This window comes from Acidaminococcus intestini DSM 21505 (assembly GCF_000425045.1).
Classification (GTDB): domain Bacteria; phylum Bacillota; class Negativicutes; order Acidaminococcales; family Acidaminococcaceae; genus Acidaminococcus; species Acidaminococcus intestini.
Genome location: NZ_AULA01000019.1, coordinates 26,822 through 44,504 on the forward strand (window position 1 = coordinate 26,822; position 17,683 = coordinate 44,504).

The following is a 17,683-nucleotide window of genomic DNA, read 5'->3' on the forward strand; positions in this document are numbered from 1 at the left end:
CCAGTCCCTTTCTTACGGGCAAAAAGGCCGCTCAGATGAGACAAAAAGAAAGACCTCGAAAAAATGCGTAATCCATTTTCTCGAGATCTTGTCAGCCAGAGTGCCGCTTAGGGGTTCTTTGCCTTGCAAGCAGAAAGGGGTAGGGAGCCAGCCGCAAAAGTTTTGACAAGGGCTTCCTTTTCCTTTTTCGTCAGTTTCTTGATAGCGCATTCCCGTTTCAAGGCTTCACTTTTTCCGGGGAGCTCTTCATAGTAAACCATGGAAAGGGCATGGAAAGCATGCGTAAACTTGGCTCCTTTTCCTGATACATGGGCCTTCAGCCGTGCTGATAGGTCCGTGGTCCACCCCGTATATAGGGAGCCATTGGCACAGCGAACCATGTACACGTAAGCTGCCATTATTTCAGGATTTCCACCTTATTCATGACCACGTCTTCAAGCGGACGGTCCTGGAAATCCGTCGGTGTGGACCCGATCTTATGGACAATGTCCATGCCTTCCACGATCTTGCCGAAAATGGCGTGATGGCCATCGAGCCACGGCGTTGGCACAAGGGTAATGAAGAACTGGCTGCCGCCTGTATTGGGCCCAGCATTGGCCATGGAAAGAATGCCTTCCCCGTCATGTTTGAGTCCTGGTCCAAATTCATCGTCGATCTGGTAGCCTGGGCCGCCCATGCCTGTACCGGTTGGATCTCCGCCCTGGATCATGAAATCATCAATGACCCGGTGGAAAATAACACCGTCATAGAACCCTTTTTCTGCAAGATCAATGAAATTCTGGGCCGTCTTGGGCGCTTTGTCCTCAAAAAGTTCAGCTGTAAAATCGCCCAAGGTTGTTGAAAATCTAACTTTCTTGTTCATCATGCACCTCTTTGATTATATTCTGGGCCGACTCAAAGAGCGGCCAAACTGCTGTCAATAATCCCGCACGACAAGGCGGGAAAGATTCAGGGCTTCCCGTCCCGGCTGGGGCTGGGTTCTTTCGGCGAAGAGGAAAAGCTGTCCCTTATCGTCGACATAGAAGTTATCTTCTTCAAAGGCCGCCTCGCCGCCAAAGGCTTCGACAAGGGCACGTGCCTTAGCTAGGTTCTCCTTCCCAATAAAATCACTAAGGGTCAGACGGCGGCCGCTTGCAAGATCAAAAGTCATGGCGTACTGGATGTCTGTCACAGCGCTGGTCATGATGCGTGGGTCGGCGCCTCCCCACAGGGGGGACACGAACGCATAGCGCTCCACTTCCTTCCAGCTAGGACCATCATTGATGGATTTCACACTGTAAGCCCGGTAGCGGATAGGCGGTCCGGAAAAATAAAAGCTCAGGATGTTCCGCCGGTTATAGGTTACATGGCAGGAAAGATCACTGCCCACAGGTCCCGTCACAAAGCGGTACACATCGAGATAACGGCCGATTTCCCGATTGATGGCAAGTGCGACATCAGATGCCACCCCTCCGATAATCTGAGGATAGGTGCTGCGATGGACCTTGCTGATTTCTTCAAGGGTTGCCTGCTGACCTGCCTTAAGCGCCGTCTCCGGAATGGTATACCAACCGGTCACGCCATCGCGCGTCGTAACTTTGGCCCATTCCTTTTTTCCTAAGACACGTTTTCCGTAAATCATGCCTTCACTGCCTTGCGGGACTTCCCGGACGATGGCTGTCGGGCTTTCTTCAGGCAAACTGCGGAGATAGCCGCCGGAAAACAGGACCCGTTCCATCTTATGTTCCCGCGTTACAAATTCGATTCGGGCACCATGATCGTTTTCACCGGTTGTCGTGGTCTTGGTTTCCCGCTGGGTATTTTCAGCAGGCACGACATCGGGAGTCTTTTGATCTTTCTTTTCCCCACTGCAGCCAGCGGTCAGCAGGGCGGCAAGGATCAAGGAAAGAAAAGCCGAGCCTTTCATCAGCCCTTTTTCCTCAAGTAATCTGCCGCGCCAAAGACAGCGACAAGACCGTCGCCCGTGGCTTTACTGATCTGCAGGGGCTGTCCAATGCAGTCACCGGCAGCATAGACACCGGGAATATTCGTTTCCAGACGTTTATTCACCTTGATGGTGTTTCCTTCCATGGCAAGTTCTGGCAAAAGGCGGGTTACAGGGTCACTTTCCCGAAGGATGAAAAGGCCGTCCATCCGCTGGGCATCATCAGCCTGCAGTACAAGCTCCTGCCCGTCCTTTGCAACACTCTTGGGGCGGTCCTTCCGTACGGTCACATTGCCCGGAACAGGGCCTTCCACATCAAACGTCACATAGGCTGTCACCTGACTTGCAAGACCTGCCAAAAATTCCACTTCGTGCCACTGGGCAGGAACGGTACAGATGACGCCAATGGGACGGTTCCGATAAAAGTTCCCGTCGCAGGTCGCGCAGTAACTGATTCCTGTCCCCACAAGGTCTGCTTCTCCCATAAGCTGGGCTGAACGGGGAATGCCCAAGGCGAGGATAACAGTCTTTGCCTCGGTTACGCCGCTTGGCGTGGCAAGATAAAAATGGCCGTCCAGGTTCATGATGCTAAGGATTTTTTCAGATACGATTTCCGTTCCGGCTTTTTTGGCATGGTCCAAGAAGGCTTGCATGAGCGCCTTGCCTGAAATGTCGGGAAAGCCAAGGTAATTTGTGATATGGGAAGCCTTTTGCAACGCAAGGCCAAAACTGCCCGGATCAAACAGAACAGTCGATAAATTGCGGTTTTTCGCCGTGACCGCGGCACTGAGGCCAGCCGGTCCGCCGCCAACGATAGCAAGATCATAAATCATAGGGATTCTCCTTGGGTTGTGCGAGTTGGATCTGCAGGAGCTGAAACTGCCTGCATCGCTTTTCATTATATCATATGGAGGGGACAGAAAAATAGGCCGCCCAGAGGGCAGCCTAAAAAAACGCTTATGAACGGGTCCTGGGCGGTACGGCAAACTGCAGGGGATTTTCCGTCTGCCCGTTTTCCCGGACTTCAAAATGCAGATGCGGGCCTGTACTGTAGCCGCTGCTGCCCACGTAGCCAATGACCTGTCCGCGGGACACCTGCTGCCCCACTGTAACGGCAAGGGCACTCATGTGGCCATAGGCTGTCGACATCCCGGACCCATGGTCAATACTGATAAAACGCCCGTAGCCGCCATTGAGTCCGGCCGCTGTCACGGTGCCTGCCGCGGCAGCCTTTACAGGTGCGCCAAAGTCCGCTGCAATATCAAGACCGGAATGGTACTCGGAGCCACCGCCAAAGGGATCGGCCCGCAGCCCATAAAAGGAACTGATTTCTCCGCCGTCAAGGGGCCAGCCATAGGTCCCGTCACCCGTACTTGAAAGGGCAAGAAGCATATTGGTGAGGTTTTCTTTTTTGTAGGCAAGGCGTTTCCAGTTGATTTCGTCCTGTACTTCAAGGACCTGGAGCTGATCGTCCGTTGAGGGGCCGCCTTTGCCTCCCTGGTCCAGTTCCTGGGACTTTTGGTCCACCGATTCTTCGCCAATCTTCACGCCGTCTGCTTTCAGTTTTTCTCGGACAGCCGCTTCCAATTTAGCCACTTGGGAAAGTTCCCGCTGAAGTTTTTCATTGTTATCCATAAGCTTGGCCAGGCGTTCCGTATAGACCCCGTAATCGGCCCGGTAATGCTGGAGTTCTTCCTGTTCGGCCCAGGCCCGGGAAAGCAGGCCTGCACAGACGGCAAGGGCGACTGCACAAAAGGCGGTGCTTAAGGCGGCAAGCGTCACCAGCTTGGGTCCCACTGAAAGCTGGTGACGCTTTCCCTGCCGGTCCTGCCAAGTAAACGCCCCATGGATGTCGCCCCATCCCGGGAGGTGATCAATCAGCTGCTTTCCTTTTTCTTTTATTGCATGTTTATCCATCATGGCTCTTTGCCCTACGCTTCTTTCATTGAAATTTCGTAATGTTTTATATCATAAACCTTTCCAAAAGACAAGGGTTGCCCCAAAATTATCACAAAAAAAGCTCCCGGTCGGCGATTTTCGCACTGCGTACAGATGAAAAACGCTGACCAAGGGTCCTTAGGGAAAGGATCTGGGAGGCATTTTATGTACTTTCTCCGAGCGATGGATTTTTCGATTTGAAATGTGCTTCCGTAAAGTTGATGAAACGTCGGATCTTCAAATCACGATAAGCTTCCTGCGTCCAGATCAAATAGACTTCCCCCCACACTGGACTGCCTTTTTCATCATGGATTTCAACTTCTTTGACCTGTTGGCGATTGACTTTCCAATCTTCGCCAAAAATCAACGTGCAAGCACTGCCACTTTCCACCATGCTGACGGCAAGTTCCACATGAGAGGTTTCCTCGATGTCCTTATGTTGTTCAGGAAATACGTAGGATAAGCCCTCATGGATCAAATTCTTGGCATAAGTACTGTGGTAACCGATGACGCAGGGCAACGCAGCCGCCCCATCTACAGAAAGATGCCGGGGCATAAGGAGATACAGCTTTTCCGCAAAGATCCGCCGGCCCCCACTGTGGGCTTCATGGCAATCAAAGCAAACAGCGACATCAACGCTACCTTCATTGAGCTTTTTGATATTGGAATCCCATGAGCCCAAGATTGGATGGACGCTTAGTTCATCACAGGCCTTACTGTAGGCACTGACCAGATCGGAAAGATTGAGCCGGGCAAAGGAATTGGTAATCCCAAAGCGGAGCAGCTGCTGGCCTCTCCCCTTCTTATGGCAGCGTTGCAGGCGAAAACGTTTCCTCAGGGCATCCATCCCTTCAAGGACCGTAAGGGACAGATGGGCCAGCGCGTCCCCACTGGGCGTAAAAATAACACCTTTGCTGGTCCGTTTGACCACCTTGATGTCCCATTCCGCTTCAATGCGTTGGAGGCGTTTACTCACGGCCGACTGCGTCATATATAGACTTTCGGCAGTCTTGTTGAGACTCTTTTTTTCATGGAGCAGCTTCATGAGCAGCCAATCAATATTATCCACAAAAAGCCACCTTTCATTGAGTTCCTTTTCTGCGTATGCGTCAAAAAGCCAAGGCCCTTCAGGGTCTTTTCATGGCTGCACTTATCCAGGCACTGTCAGAAAGAAATATTCAGCATGGACCAAAGGGTCCGTGAATGCTTACCAGTTTTCTTGCCTTTAAGATCATACCACTCAACATCGGCAACCATATTGGGAGCAAGGGTCACGTTCCCGCCTACGACATATCCCTTATAGCCTTCCAGCGGGAAGGACTTGGTATCACCATACATCGGATGACTGATGACGGTTGCGGCACCTTGATTGAAGTATTGCGTAAAAAGCCCCCAAGATCCCGTTTTTTTCTTATCTGAGGCCCCGTAGCGCAGGCTGTAAACCGTACCCCAGTCACTTCCGCCGTAGGCGTCCACAACATCATTGTCTCCCTGCAGGTACATGGCGCCCACCTTGAGTTTTCCCAGTTTATAGTTGGTCCCGACGGACCAGATTTTATCATCGCTCCCCTGTTTTCCCATGTTCATGACATCTTTTGCCTTGACATAGTTGATTTCCCCGTCAAAGCGGCCCCATTCGCCGCCCAGGGCAGCCCGGGCGTAGCGACCAGCAGCCGAAATTCCCGTCGAACCCGGAGCCGAACTGACATCTGCACTTGCCATTTTACCATAGGCGCCGACAAGATAAGAAGCATGGCCCAAATTAACCCCCAGTTTAATGCCGTCAACACGGTTATCATAGATATTGCTTTCTGCAAACGCGTCATTATAGCGTCCTGCCGTGACCTTGACCGTGCCAATCCGTCCCTGTAGATAGGCGCGCTGGAAAACCGTATCACTGTCCCCCGATTCATTCTTGCCTTGAAGAAAATACTGCTGATTCTGGATCATGGAAACAAATTGCAGGGTATCATTCACTTCGCCGGTAAGATATAGCCGCGTACGAAGTTTGGCATCACTGTCTTCATGGAATTTCCCACTGCGCTCACGATAATTGAGACGGATCCGCCCCGTAATCTTGACCCGATTGGCCTGCTTTTCAAGGGCGGCAACCCGTACACCAAGTTGGTCCAGTTCCTCCGCAAATTCAGCGACAAGTCGATCATCCGCCCCAATGGCCCCTTTGGCAAGGGCCTTTGCCACGATCTGTGCCATTTCATAACGGGTCATGGTGCGCTCCCCCGCAAACGTACTATCAGGGTATGCCTCAAGGATGCCGGAACCTGAAAGTTGCGCAAAGGACGCATAGGCCCAATGGCCTTGCGGTACGTCCGAAAAAGGATTCGCCGCAAAGGCAAGGGAAGAAATCCCCATGGCAGCAGCCACCATCATCACTGTTTTTTTCATCATAATCACTCCTTCCAAATTTGGGTTAGTGTCCTCTATCCTCATAAAATGGGATACAACGTCATGATCCACCCCACCGACACAACGCAGGCAATTACGGAATAAAGCAGGCCCTGCTTGATCATGGAAGTCTGGTCATAGCCGCCGCATTCCATGATATAAGGAACCGCGGAAGTGGCCATCGGCGTCATAAAGGCAGAAAGGCAGGCGGCTTGAATAAGGATCATCAGCCCGACGGGATTCCCGCCGATATACGCACAAGTGGCAATGGCAATGGGATGAAAAATCAGCATTGTCCCACGATTGGACATAAACTGCGTCATGATGAAGGGAATCAGGAAGAAAATGAATCCCACCGCATAGGAGTTCCCGTCAACGAGCTTCACAAGGGCCGCAATATGGCCGCCTATGAATTCACCGGCACCCGTTACACTAAGCGCCCCGGCCATAGCCTGGGAACCCACAATCAAAAGGAGCATGCTAATAGGAATAGAGCCCGACGCCTCTTTAGGTTTGAGGACTTTGCAGATGACCATCAAAAGAGCCCCCGCCACGCAAACTTCCCAATTTTGAAGGCCCAGCTTTTTAGCAAACATCAAGGCGATGGCATCTCCAAAGAAAATGACGATGGCAGCCATTTCCGAAAAAGTACTCAGCGGTGCATGATCTTTTGTTTTTTTGTTTCAAGGCTGGTTGGAAGGATGGGCTCGTCCGGAGAAAACCGCAAGGCAAAGAAACTGAAATAAACAATGGCAATGATCAGCATCGGCAGTCGGCCCATCATAGGATCGAGGAAGCCGACCATATGCTGCGTATAGCCATAACTTTCAATGTAGCCGTTCAGTTCGCCTGCTACGGTCGCACCTGCACCAAGGGGCAGGGTACAGCAAGTGCAGATAGTGGCCACGCCCACGGGAAAAATGACCTTACTGGGACTGATTCCCATGCTTTCCGCAGAAGCAATGAGCATGGGGGCCACAATCCCAAAGACAACGACAGGACTTTGGATGAACTGGCTGAGAAGAACCCCGATGAGCACGTATCCCAGCATCATCTTCTTGACACTGCCCTGTGCCAAACGGGAAATCCCATCAGCCAGCCGCGCGCAAAACGCGGTCCGGTTGAATCCGGCGGCTACGACGCACATTCCCGCAATCATGATGACATTGGAATTGGAATAGTATCCCAGTGCCTGCTTTGCACTCAGACATCCTGTAAGCGTCAGGGCAATCAAAGAAATCTGGGAAATCGTTGCAATACTATACAACCCGCTGCAGTAGCCAATTACGGTCACCGCAAAAATAAGAAGACAGACGGCTAATTGATCCATATTACTTTCCTCCTTTGATCCTTATCCAAGAAAGCTCTGAAAAGTCTGGAACACAACCTGTTCCGCTCTTTCATAACCGGTTGTCCGGCTCACTAGGAAAGCATGTTTGGCCCCAAGCACCTTTTTTACCGTAACCGTGACCCCGGCTTCGATAAGATGTTCGGCAAATTCCAATGCTTCCCGGCACAATATATCTTCTTCCGCCGTGATCACCGTAAAAGGTGGCAGCTTCACCAAGTCGTCCGGGGACGCCAGCAGGGGGGATGCGTAGATTTCGTGGTTTCTTCCATCGGGCAGGTACCAGCTGTTATAAAGACGGCCCCGTTCACTCATGGGGTCATCCTTTTTCCCGCCCGCTTTGACAGCGGGATCTGTTACGAGATCACAAGGTGGATAACAGCAGATGACGCAGCTCGGCTGAGGCGCCATTATTTTTTTCAGTTTCAAGGAAATTCCGATGGCAAGGTTTCCTCCGGAGCTTTCCCCCATGAGTGCCGTACGGTTCCTGTCCCCGTCATAGTCTGCCATATGTGCCAAAAGATAAGTGACCACATCTTCCCCTTCTTCAAGGGCGCATGGGTAGGGATATTCCGGGGCAACCTTGTAGTCCACATCAAAAACAAGATAGGTTCCTCGCGAGGCTATCATCTGCGAAAATTCAATATCTCGGCCCCGATATCCCTTTACAAATCCGCCACCGTGAAAATTAATCACCGCTGGCAGCGGTGAAGTCAGGGCCTGCGGACGATAGAGGTGAACCAGGGCATTGCCGCCGCGCGTTGGAATCATCAGTTCCTCGCATCCTTTAATGGGGAATTTTTCCAAATAGGCAGGGTCCGCCTTCTTTCCAAGAGCCTGTCCCCTTACCTTTTCCAGCTCATCCATTCCAAGAACCTCCTTCTGTTTTAGCTATTTAAATATTCCGTTTATTCTATGAATTCATTATAGGAGGCTTCGATTTTGATATGAACTTCGAAATGAGCAAGTCATGGTATTCCTTAGCGGAATATCATGAAAATACAAAAAAGGCCGGAGATCCATAGAGACAATGGATCCCCGGCCTTTTGCCGTAAACGAATAAGGAATAGCCATGTTTTGTTTTCTGTGGAACTTTCCTGCGGCCTATTTCAAAAGCCCCAATTTATGACCCAGCCACGCCATGCGTCGGCCGAGAAAAGGGATTTCCAGCAGTTCTTCTTCTGTCAAAGTCTTTAGCAAGAGGAGCATCAGGATATAGACGGGCACTGCAACCAAGATGCTGAGGAAAAGCGCCAGCCCGCCGCGGCTGACAAGGGAAAGGACGAGCATTACAGCGCCTCCCATGACCGCTGCACAAAGGGCAGTCTTAAGAAGCTGCCGCCCTTCAAAGGTAAAGGCTGTATACTTCTTAATGAAAAAGAGGTTAAGAAGGGCTGCAATCCCAATATCGGCAACGGTTGCCCAACTCGATCCCTTGATTCCGAGGGTTGGCATCGCCGTCAGGTTCCAGTTGAGGAAGACCTTGACGATGGCTGCGATGATCATATTGATGACAGGGATGCGGGTCTTGCCAAGGCCCTGAAGGATGCCCGTCGACACCTGATGGAGGCCCAAAAGGAAGATGGCCCAGCTCATGATTTCAATGGCCGGTCCTGCTGCCGGTGCGTTATAGATGAGGGCAGCCACCCGTCCGCCCAAAACGTGAAGGCCGACGCTGCAGGGAATGGTGATGACCGAGGCCACCGTAAAAGCCGTTGCCACCTTGCTGCGAATGCCCGCTTCATCAGAAAGGGTCCGGGACTCACTGATAGCCGGCACAAGGCTGATGGAAAGAGCAGCCGTAAGGATTGTTGACATGTTGATAAGCGGCACGGCCATGCCAGAAAGGTAGCCAAAAAGGGTCGTTGCCTCGCCCGGGGCGTCCCAACCGCCGATCTTCAGCCGGGTTGGCACAATCATCATGTCAAGGTTAGACACTATGGGAAGCATGAGGCTTGACATGGAAACCGGCAGGGCTAGGGCAATAAGACGCTTCATAATATAGCCCGCTGACTCCTGCGTCTTGGGCGTCCTGTCCACCCCTTTGGGGAAAAACTTCTTCTTGAGCTTTAGATAAAAGCCCATCAAAACAAGGAGCCCGCAGAAAGCGCCTGCTCCCGCCCCCATGCTGGCGCCGGCAGCGGCGTAAGTAAGACCGTAAGGCAAGAGCAGGGCAGAAAAGACAATCATGGTTCCAACCCGTACAACCTGTTCCGTGATTTCCGAGCAGGCGGTCGGCGTCATGATCTGCCAGCCCTGGAAATAACCGCGGAAACTGGCGAGAAACGTAACGAAAAAAACGGCCGGAGCCAGGGCGATGATGGAATAATAGGCACGTGCATCAGGAAGGACCGTTTCCACAAGCCAGTGGGCCAGCACCACAAGGAGCAGGGAAAAAAGGAGCCCCGTGCAAAACAGCATCTTCAGGGAAACATGAAAGACGCGCTGCGCGCCTCCATAGTCTTCCATAGCCACCTTTTCTGCCGTAATGATGGAAATGGCCACTGGGATTCCTGCCGAAGAGACCGTAATGGCCATCAAATAGATAGGAAATCCCATCTGATAGAGTCCAATGCCTTCCCCACCCATGATTCGGGAAAGGATAACCCAATTGAGGGCTCCTATGACCTTGACAACAATACTGGAAATGGTAAGGATCAACGTCCCTTTGAGGAACTTGTTATTGCCCTGGGACTTTGTCACTTCTTCACTCATGCCGCGACCATCCTTCTTTGTCATGATAAGCCAAAGGCTTGTATCCATTGCATAGCGTATAGCACATCATTCTATCATATTTAAGAGAAAAAGTGCAATCGCACAGGGACTTTCCCGCGTTTTTGAACACGGACCAAGCTCTTTTTCCCTTTGATTCCTATAGACAAAGACCCTTTTTTGATGTACCATTGATATACCTTCAACTGTATATTTTTTATTTCCATTTATTTTAGGAAGAAAATATAGAAAAATAGGGGAAATCCATCATTCCACGCTAGGAAATATGGTATAATTAGCTGTTAAGACCTATTGTTTTAGAGGTGTATCATGAGTACTTATCAAGTAGGGTTGGACATTGGTTCCACTACTGCTAAAATGGTCGTTCTGGATGGCAGCAAACAAGTTGTTTTCTCCCGTTACAAGAGGCACCAAGCCAATATCATGGGAGTCCTCAAGGAAGAGCTGTCCGAACTTACCGCAGCCATCGGAGAGGCGGCCGTCAAAATCAAAGTGACGGGCTCCGTTGGCATGGGGATTGCGGAAAAATTCAAGCTTGCTTTCGAGCAGGAAGTCATCGCCGCGACCAAATTTGTCAAGGAAAAATACCCTGAAGTAGCCACCCTCATCGATATTGGTGGGGAAGACGCCAAGATTGTCTACATCAAACCCGATGGCACGTGTGACCTGCGCATGAACGGGAACTGTGCCGGCGGGACAGGGGCTTTTCTTGACCAAATGGCCGTACTCCTTGACGTGCCCATTGACAAACTGAACGAGCTTGCCGAAAAAGCGGAACACGTCCACTATATTGCTTCCCGCTGCGGCGTTTTTGCCAAGACGGATATCCAAAACCTCCTCAGTAAAGGTGTAAGCCGTGAGGACATTGCGGCGTCAATCTATCATGCCGTCGCTGTACAGGTCATTACGACCCTTTCCCATGGCTGCACAATCAAGCCGAAGATCCTTCTGTGCGGCGGACCGCTCACCTTCATGCCGAGCCTCCGCAAAGCTTTGATGGATGCGCTTCACGTCCCCTATGTAGAGTTCATTGTTCCCGATAAGGCAAACCTTATCCCGGCTTACGGGACTGCCCTCAGTGCAGAGGACGCCCCGTCAACGAGCTTGCAGAAACTCTGCGACCGGATTGCTTCTGCTCCTAAGGACGCTGTCCGGGTCACCGATACGGTGCCACCCATCTTCCATGATGAAAAAGAATATGCCGACTGGAAAAAGGAAAAGGAAGCGGACCAAATTATTCTGTCGCCCCTGACCAAAGATACGGACAAAGTCTTTGTCGGCATCGATTCCGGTTCGACCACGACGAAACTTGTCGTGACCGACGAAAACGACCGCATCCTTTATACCCACTACGGCCCCAATAACGGCAACCCCGTAGGAGCGGTGCGTGAGGCTTTTGCCGATTTTTATACGAAATGCCTGGCCGTTGGGGCCAATCCCCGCATCATGGGAAGCTGCTCTACAGGCTATGGCGAAGACCTTATCAAGGCAGCCTTCAGCCTCAACACGGGCATCATCGAAACCATTGCCCACTATTTGGCAGCCAAGAAAATCAACGACAAGGTTTCCTTCATCCTCGATATTGGCGGTCAGGACATGAAAGCCATCTTTGTCGATCACGGCGTACTGAACCGCATGGAGCTGAATGAATCCTGTTCCTCCGGCTGCGGGACCTTTCTCCAGACTTTTGCCAAGGGCCTCAACTACAGCGTCAGTGAATTTGCGGACCTCGCCTGCAAGGCCCAGCATCCCTGCGATTTGGGAACGCGCTGCACGGTCTTTATGAACTCCAAAGTCAAGCAAAGCCTCCGCGAAGGGGTCACCAGCGCAGACATTGCGGCCGGTCTTGCCTATTCAGTTGTGAAGAACTGCCTGTATAAGGTCCTTAAACTCAAGAGCCCACAGGAACTGGGCAATGAGATTGTGCTCCAAGGGGGCACCATGAAAAACGATGCCGTAGTCCGGGCCTTTGAAATCCTCACAGGGACCAAGGTCCATCGCAGCAACATCCCTGAAATCATGGGAGCCTATGGCTGTGCCCTTTATGCTAAAACCAAGGGCCATGGTCAGGCAACCGTAGATGATATGATCCATGTTGCTTCCTTCAAGGATGCCCAGCTGACCTGTCACGGCTGCGAAAACAACTGCCTCATCAAGAAGTATCAATTCGATAATGGATCCATCTATTATTCGGGCAACAAATGCGAAAAATACTTTACCAATAATGGCGATGATGTGACCCCTGGTGAGAATATCTACACCTATAAGTACGATCTGCTCTTTAACCGGCCCATCAACGAGGAGGCGGAACGCACCATTGGGCTGCCGCGGACCCTTAATATGTATGAGGACTATCCTTTCTGGCATGCCCTATTTACGTCCTGCGGCCTAAAGGTCCAGCTTTCTGACCCGTCCACCCTGCACCTTTATGAGACAGGGCTTCATGACGTGATGAGCGACAACATCTGTTTTCCCGCCAAACTTGTCCATGGCCATATCCTGAACCTCATCCAAAAGCGGGTCAATCGGATCTTCATGCCCTACGTCATCTATGAACAGCAGGATGATAAGCGGCAAATCAACAGCTATAACTGCCCAGTTGTCTCGGGGTACTCCGACGTCATCAAAAGTGTCACGGAAACACAGATTCCCATCGACGCTCCGCCCATCAACTTCCAAGACGAAAAACTGCTCAAAAAGCAACTCCGAAAATACCTCTCCTATATTGGCTTTGACCGTTTCACGGCCGATAAGGCCATTGCTAGCGCCCTCAAGGCCCAAGATGAGTACCGCCGAAAGATCCAGGAAAAGAACGAGGAGATTCTCGAAAAAAGCCGCCGACAAGGAAAACTCACCATTCTCCTTGCAGGCCGGCCTTACCATGCCGATCCCCTGGTCCAACATAAACTCAGCGACACCATTGCCGCCATGGGCATCAACGTCATCAATGAAGACCTGGTACGAGGCAACGAATCCATCGATATCAACGACACGTACCTCATCAAGCAGTGGGCCTATATCAACCGCATCCTAAAATCCGCTGACTGGGTAGCCCGTCAGGACAACACCATCCACTTCATGGAAATGACGAGCTTTGGCTGTGGACCTGACGCCTTCCTCCAAGATGAGATTCGCGGTCTTTTGCAGCGCCATGGAAAAGCCCTGACGCTCCTCAAGATTGATGATGTATCGAACATCGGCTCCCTGAAACTCCGCGTCCGGTCCGTTGTGGAAAGCATTCGTTACAATGAAGACAGCAAACGCCGGGCCGAGCCTTTTATCGACACGCCGCGCTTTGAAAAGAGCATGAAGGACTACACCATCCTGACGCCATACTTTACCCCCACCTTGTCACCGCTCATTCCGTCTGTCATGAAGGTTTTGGGCTATCACGTAGAGACCCTGCCCCAGAGCACGGGGCTATCCGCCGACATGGGCCTGCGCTTTGCCAACAACGAGGTCTGCTATCCGGCAACCCTTGTTGTGGGGGATTTCGTGGAAGCTTTGAAATCAGGGAAATATGATCTTCAAAAGACGGCCGTTGCCATTACCCAGACGGGCGGTCAGTGCCGAGCTTCAAACTATTTCGGTCTGATCAAGCATGCCCTCGTTTCTGCAGGGTTCAAGGATGTTCCTGTCATTTCCCTTGCAACGAGCAGCAGTATCCAAAACGATCAGCCTGGATTCCATATCAACTGGCTGAAGATTGCTAAGATCACGGTTACAACCATCCTCTTCTCGGACTGCCTGTCAAAATTCTATAATGCTGCAGTCGTCCGTGAAAAAAAGAAGGGATTGGCAGAAAAACTGCGCAGCAAGTACCTCGACCTCGCCAAGGTGCAAATCGAAAAGAACCATTCCAAGGGGCTTTTGAAACTGCTCAAGGAAGCGGCCCAGGAATTTACGGATGCCGTCAAACCCAATGTAAAACTGCCTCAAGTCGGGATTGTTGGAGAAATCTACCTCAAGTTCAACGCCTTTGCCCACAAGAATATCACAGGCTGGCTCATGGACCATCATATTGAGGTGATGCCGCCCCTTATGACGCCCTTTTTCATGCAGGCCTTCGTCAATCGGCTGACCAATGATAAGTTTGACCTCAAGCATGACCGGATTCCCCATCTCCTGGTGGATTTTATCTATCTCCAAATTGTCAAGATCATCGATAAAGTCAACAAGATTGGCCGTGCTTTCCCCTATTTCACTCCTTTTGAAGACATCTACGAGATGGCCAATGACGGCAAGGGCATTATCAACATGGCTGCCCAGTTTGGAGAAGGCTGGCTGCTGCCGGCTGAAGTTATTGGATTTGCCAAAAGAGGCATTCCCAATGTCATCAGTCTCCAACCCTTTGGCTGCATTGCCAACCACATCATCGCCAAGGGCATTGAAAAAAAGGTCAAGACCCTTTATCCGGAAATGAACCTCCTGAGTCTGGATTTTGATAGCGGCGTCAGCGATGTCAATGTCACGAACCGTCTCCTGCTTTTTGTTGAAAATATCAAGACCAGCAAGGCACCCACCCCAAGAAAAGAGGCACAAAAAGAAGAAGCCTTCCAAGGTGAGATTATGCTGTAAATAAAAAATCGTGGAACCGGAACTCCGGTCCCGCGATTTTTTTGCATAAAAGAACGCTGGGAAAAAATTCCCAGCGTTCTTGATCAGCCTTCAATGGCAATCATTTTTTTGTTTTCAGACTGCGGCAACTCCTTCTTGGGAATCGACAGCTTCAGGATCCCGTCAGCATATTTTGCCTTGATGTCGCTTTCCTTCACACCGTCACCGACGAAGAAAGTACGGCTCGAACGGCCGAAGCTCCGTTCGCGGCGGATATAATGGCCTGCCTTGTCCTTTTCGTCCTTATCAAGGCTCTTTTCGGCAGAAATGGTCAGATAGCCATTTTCGAGTTCTGCATGGATTTCATCCTTCTTGAAGCCCGGCAGATCCATATCGAGTTCATAATGGTCACCCACATCACGGACATCGGTCTTCATGAGGTTCTTACCATGTTTTCCATAAAGGGCGCTGCGGTCCATAAAAGAATCAAAGCCATCCATAAAATCATCAAACACATTGTCATTAAAAATGCTCGGCAGTAACATAAGTCATTCCTCCAATCAAATATTACGGCCTTCACACAGGTCTTTTCATTTCTTGGAACGGTGGAAAGGAACCCTGCTCCTTCTGGGGGGGCTTCCTTTCCTTCGTTCTGGGATTATCATAGCACGCTTTTTTAGCACTGTCAATAGTTGAGTGCTAATTATTTTAATCTTTTTGACTTTTTTCGATAAAAAAAGAACCCGGAACCAATCCGTTCCGGGAAAAATATCGTACGATGCAGGGCGCCAGCGAATCCGAGGTCCCTTGTTTCCCCGGTATCCGCATGCTGCCGAGCTCATTTGAATGGCTGTGCACTATTATGGCACAATATCACATTTATGTCAATATAATTTCTATTTTTTTGTAATGCTTAGTCAAAAATTCCAGCTTCATCATACATTGAAGGAATGACAAGATTTCCTTTTCCGTCCATATATCCCCATTTCCCGCTCTTCTTATCCATAACTGGAAAACGATCCTGGGCATAGGTCCCTACGTCACTGTACGCCTCCTGGGGCGCGACAAGATTTGCACCGCTGCGGTCAATAAGGGCAGCCTTCCCGCCTTCAAGAACGGCTGCAGCATCAGAGACAAAAGGGGTCACCTTCGTAAAGCGGTTTTCAATGACGATCTTGTTGGTTTCGTCGATAAATCCCCAGTGCTTATCATAGGCAAAGGGAGCACGGTCTTTTTCAAAGGGTCCCAATTCATCATAGGAAGCTGGGATGACCACTTTTCCGCTGCGGTCAATCATCCCAAAGCGGCCTTCACGGTCAACAATCAAAGCGCGGCCTTCACGGAAAGGTGATAGGGCCCGGTAATTTGCGGGAATGACTTCCTGCCCCTGCTTATTGATGGCACCCATATAAAGGTTCGACGGATGGATGACTTCCCCTGGAATGATAGAAATGCCGCCGCCCCATCCATGATGATGGTATCCTGCATCGCTCCAGCCCCAGCCAAAATCAAAGGGACCCCAGCCCCAGCCCGGGAAGCCGACACCCCAGTGTCCGCCCCAGCCCCAGCCAATGGAAACATAGTCAAAGACAGAGCGGTGACGGCGCCTCACCCCAACACGGGCCAATCCCCCTTCATCAAAAGAGCCAACATAGTCATAGGCCTTCAATTTGGCGTAGCGGGCACCCGTTGTGTCCATAAGCCAGCTGCCATCGATAATGCCCACGCCCTGGCTCATGTCACTGACAGTCTTTGCCTTTCCAACAAGAAGGGCGGTTCCGTCTTTTTTAACATACATCCAGCGGTCCTGAAGCTTGACGGCTGCATACCCTTCTTTAAAAGGCTGGGCCTTCCTATACTGGGGCTTAAGGATATAAGCTCCCTGTTTATCGATATAGCCCCATTTTCCATCCGTTTTCACAGCCGCAAGGCCTTCGGAAAAAGGACCCACCTCATCATAATGGGAAGCAAGGGCCTTGCCCTGACGGTCATAAAATGTCCATCCTTCCCGGTCCCGGGCCGCAAGCATTCCATCGCTGAAGGGTCCCACCTTCTTAAAGGTTGGAGCGATGATGACCTTGCCCTGTCGGTCATACATTCCGTATTTTCCATCCTTTTCAACAAGGATGACAGCATCTGTTTCTCCTTGTTCCACTTCGATTTTTTTATATTCCAAGGGCAGAACCACTCGTCCCTGCAGGTCAATGACGCCTGCCCTGCCCTTTTGGGTCACAATGGCCAAATGGTCCGCTGCAAGCACAGCATGAGCGCATGCCATGAGTCCCACAAGGAGCAGGAACCCTCGTTTGATTTTATTTTTCATAATATATAACACCTCCGATGCAAAAAACGGCTTCCTTCTGCGCCTATTGTATCACGAAGGATAGGCCCCGTGCCAGACAAGAAAAAAAGAGACGGTAAAAAAATGAGCGGTTCATTTTGAAATGTACCCTCTTTACTGGACACCCAGTAAGGAGGGTACATTTTGCGTTATACGACTGAATTTAAGCTGATGTGTGTAGAACTTTATCGTCAAGGTAAGTGGGTAAAAACACCTAAAGGAATTAAAACAGCAAATTTTCGTAACAAGATTCGTACTTGGAATCGTATCGAACAGGCTGGCGGACCGGAAGCATTGTGTCACAAAGCACATTACAAGGCATGGTCCCCAGAGGAGAAACTTGAATTGGTTTCACAAGTAAATGCCGGACAGTCAATGATGGCTGTCGCCTGTCAATATGGTATGAGCTATAGTCTTTTGTACCAATGGGTTCGTA

General features: G+C 50.7%; 15 protein-coding genes. 2 read left to right on the forward strand and 13 right to left on the reverse strand.

Features of this window, described 5'->3' with window-relative positions; genetic code table 11:
• Window positions 1–107: 107 nt before the first annotated feature.
• The 11 genes from H503_RS0107125 to H503_RS0107175 all read right to left on the reverse strand — a co-directional run bounded on the left by H503_RS0107125 (window position 108) and on the right by H503_RS0107175 (window position 10,331).
• Entirely contained in the window at window positions 108–398 is a 291-nt protein-coding gene (locus H503_RS0107125; protein ID WP_009015311.1) for a GIY-YIG nuclease family protein, read from the reverse strand.
• Window positions 398–865, reverse strand: coding sequence for a peptidylprolyl isomerase (locus H503_RS0107130; RefSeq protein WP_009015312.1), 468 nt, complete (start codon window positions 863–865; stop codon window positions 398–400). The genes H503_RS0107125 and H503_RS0107130 overlap by 1 nt, the downstream gene beginning before the upstream one ends.
• Before the next feature lie 51 nt (window positions 866–916).
• On the reverse strand, window positions 917–1,906 hold the full coding sequence (locus tag H503_RS0107135; RefSeq protein WP_016459943.1) for a hypothetical protein: 990 nt from the start codon (window positions 1,904–1,906) through the stop codon (window positions 917–919).
• On the reverse strand, window positions 1,906–2,757 hold the full coding sequence (locus tag H503_RS0107140; RefSeq protein ID WP_009015314.1) for an NAD(P)/FAD-dependent oxidoreductase: 852 nt from the start codon (window positions 2,755–2,757) through the stop codon (window positions 1,906–1,908). Before H503_RS0107140 ends, H503_RS0107135 begins: the two co-directional genes overlap by 1 nt.
• Before the next feature lie 124 nt (window positions 2,758–2,881).
• Window positions 2,882–3,844: a M23 family metallopeptidase gene (locus H503_RS0107145; RefSeq protein WP_009015315.1), complete on the reverse strand. Its 963-nt coding sequence runs from the start codon at window positions 3,842–3,844 to the stop codon at window positions 2,882–2,884.
• A 181-nt stretch (window positions 3,845–4,025) separates the two neighbouring features.
• The gene (locus H503_RS0107150) at window positions 4,026–4,931 is read right to left on the reverse strand and encodes a LysR family transcriptional regulator (protein WP_016459942.1); all 906 of its coding nucleotides are present in this window, start codon (window positions 4,929–4,931) and stop codon (window positions 4,026–4,028) included.
• 95 nt (window positions 4,932–5,026) lie between these two features.
• Window positions 5,027–6,271, reverse strand: coding sequence for an acid shock protein (locus H503_RS0107155; RefSeq protein WP_016459941.1), 1,245 nt, complete (start codon window positions 6,269–6,271; stop codon window positions 5,027–5,029).
• A gap of 38 nt (window positions 6,272–6,309) precedes the next feature.
• A complete protein-coding gene (locus tag H503_RS0107160; RefSeq protein WP_014129159.1) occupies window positions 6,310–6,906 on the reverse strand; it encodes an SLC13 family permease in 597 nt (198 codons plus the stop codon).
• Window positions 6,907–6,920: 14 nt separating this feature from the next.
• A complete protein-coding gene (locus tag H503_RS0107165) occupies window positions 6,921–7,598 on the reverse strand; it encodes an SLC13 family permease (RefSeq protein WP_009015318.1) in 678 nt (225 codons plus the stop codon).
• A gap of 21 nt (window positions 7,599–7,619) precedes the next feature.
• A complete protein-coding gene (locus H503_RS0107170; RefSeq protein ID WP_009015319.1) occupies window positions 7,620–8,483 on the reverse strand; it encodes an alpha/beta hydrolase in 864 nt (287 codons plus the stop codon).
• 237 nt (window positions 8,484–8,720) lie between these two features.
• The gene (locus H503_RS0107175; protein ID WP_016459940.1) at window positions 8,721–10,331 is read right to left on the reverse strand and encodes a putative polysaccharide biosynthesis protein; all 1,611 of its coding nucleotides are present in this window, start codon (window positions 10,329–10,331) and stop codon (window positions 8,721–8,723) included.
• A gap of 327 nt (window positions 10,332–10,658) precedes the next feature.
• Between H503_RS0107175 and H503_RS0107180 the strand changes: the two genes are divergently transcribed.
• Complete coding sequence (locus H503_RS0107180) at window positions 10,659–14,927, forward strand: acyl-CoA dehydratase activase (protein WP_009015321.1); 4,269 nt, start codon at window positions 10,659–10,661, stop codon at window positions 14,925–14,927.
• An 83-nt stretch (window positions 14,928–15,010) separates the two neighbouring features.
• On the opposite strand, the gene H503_RS0107185 is transcribed toward H503_RS0107180, so the two are convergent.
• Both H503_RS0107185 and H503_RS0107190 read right to left on the reverse strand, forming a co-directional pair.
• Window positions 15,011–15,451, reverse strand: a complete 441-nt coding sequence (locus H503_RS0107185; protein ID WP_009015322.1) for an Hsp20/alpha crystallin family protein — start codon at window positions 15,449–15,451, stop codon at window positions 15,011–15,013.
• A gap of 368 nt (window positions 15,452–15,819) precedes the next feature.
• Window positions 15,820–17,229, reverse strand: a complete 1,410-nt coding sequence (locus H503_RS0107190; protein ID WP_014129164.1) for a WG repeat-containing protein — start codon at window positions 17,227–17,229, stop codon at window positions 15,820–15,822.
• Window positions 17,230–17,391: 162 nt separating this feature from the next.
• Here H503_RS0107190 and H503_RS0107195 point away from each other — a divergent pair.
• The coding region (locus tag H503_RS0107195; protein WP_026385588.1) for a transposase at window positions 17,392–17,683 on the forward strand (292 nt) is incomplete at its 3' end.

Excerpts from the sequence above, each read along its gene's own strand:
- H503_RS0107125 (WP_009015311.1), bottom strand. The coding sequence starts at position 398 with ATGGCAGCTTACGTGTACATGGTTCGCTGTGCCAATGGCTCCCTATAT.
- H503_RS0107130 (WP_009015312.1), bottom strand. The coding sequence starts at position 865 with ATGATGAACAAGAAAGTTAGATTTTCAACAACCTTGGGCGATTTTACA.
- H503_RS0107135 (WP_016459943.1), bottom strand. The coding sequence starts at position 1,906 with ATGAAAGGCTCGGCTTTTCTTTCCTTGATCCTTGCCGCCCTGCTGACC.
- H503_RS0107140 (WP_009015314.1), bottom strand. The coding sequence starts at position 2,757 with ATGATTTATGATCTTGCTATCGTTGGCGGCGGACCGGCTGGCCTCAGT.
- H503_RS0107145 (WP_009015315.1), bottom strand. The coding sequence starts at position 3,844 with ATGATGGATAAACATGCAATAAAAGAAAAAGGAAAGCAGCTGATTGAT.
- H503_RS0107155 (WP_016459941.1), bottom strand. The coding sequence starts at position 6,271 with ATGATGAAAAAAACAGTGATGATGGTGGCTGCTGCCATGGGGATTTCT.
- H503_RS0107160 (WP_014129159.1), bottom strand. The coding sequence starts at position 6,906 with ATGGCTGCCATCGTCATTTTCTTTGGAGATGCCATCGCCTTGATGTTT.
- H503_RS0107165 (WP_009015318.1), bottom strand. The coding sequence starts at position 7,598 with ATGGATCAATTAGCCGTCTGTCTTCTTATTTTTGCGGTGACCGTAATT.
- H503_RS0107170 (WP_009015319.1), bottom strand. The coding sequence starts at position 8,483 with ATGGATGAGCTGGAAAAGGTAAGGGGACAGGCTCTTGGAAAGAAGGCG.
- H503_RS0107175 (WP_016459940.1), bottom strand. The coding sequence starts at position 10,331 with ATGAGTGAAGAAGTGACAAAGTCCCAGGGCAATAACAAGTTCCTCAAA.
- H503_RS0107180 (WP_009015321.1), top strand. The coding sequence starts at position 10,659 with ATGAGTACTTATCAAGTAGGGTTGGACATTGGTTCCACTACTGCTAAA.
- H503_RS0107185 (WP_009015322.1), bottom strand. The coding sequence starts at position 15,451 with ATGTTACTGCCGAGCATTTTTAATGACAATGTGTTTGATGATTTTATG.
- H503_RS0107190 (WP_014129164.1), bottom strand. The coding sequence starts at position 17,229 with ATGAAAAATAAAATCAAACGAGGGTTCCTGCTCCTTGTGGGACTCATG.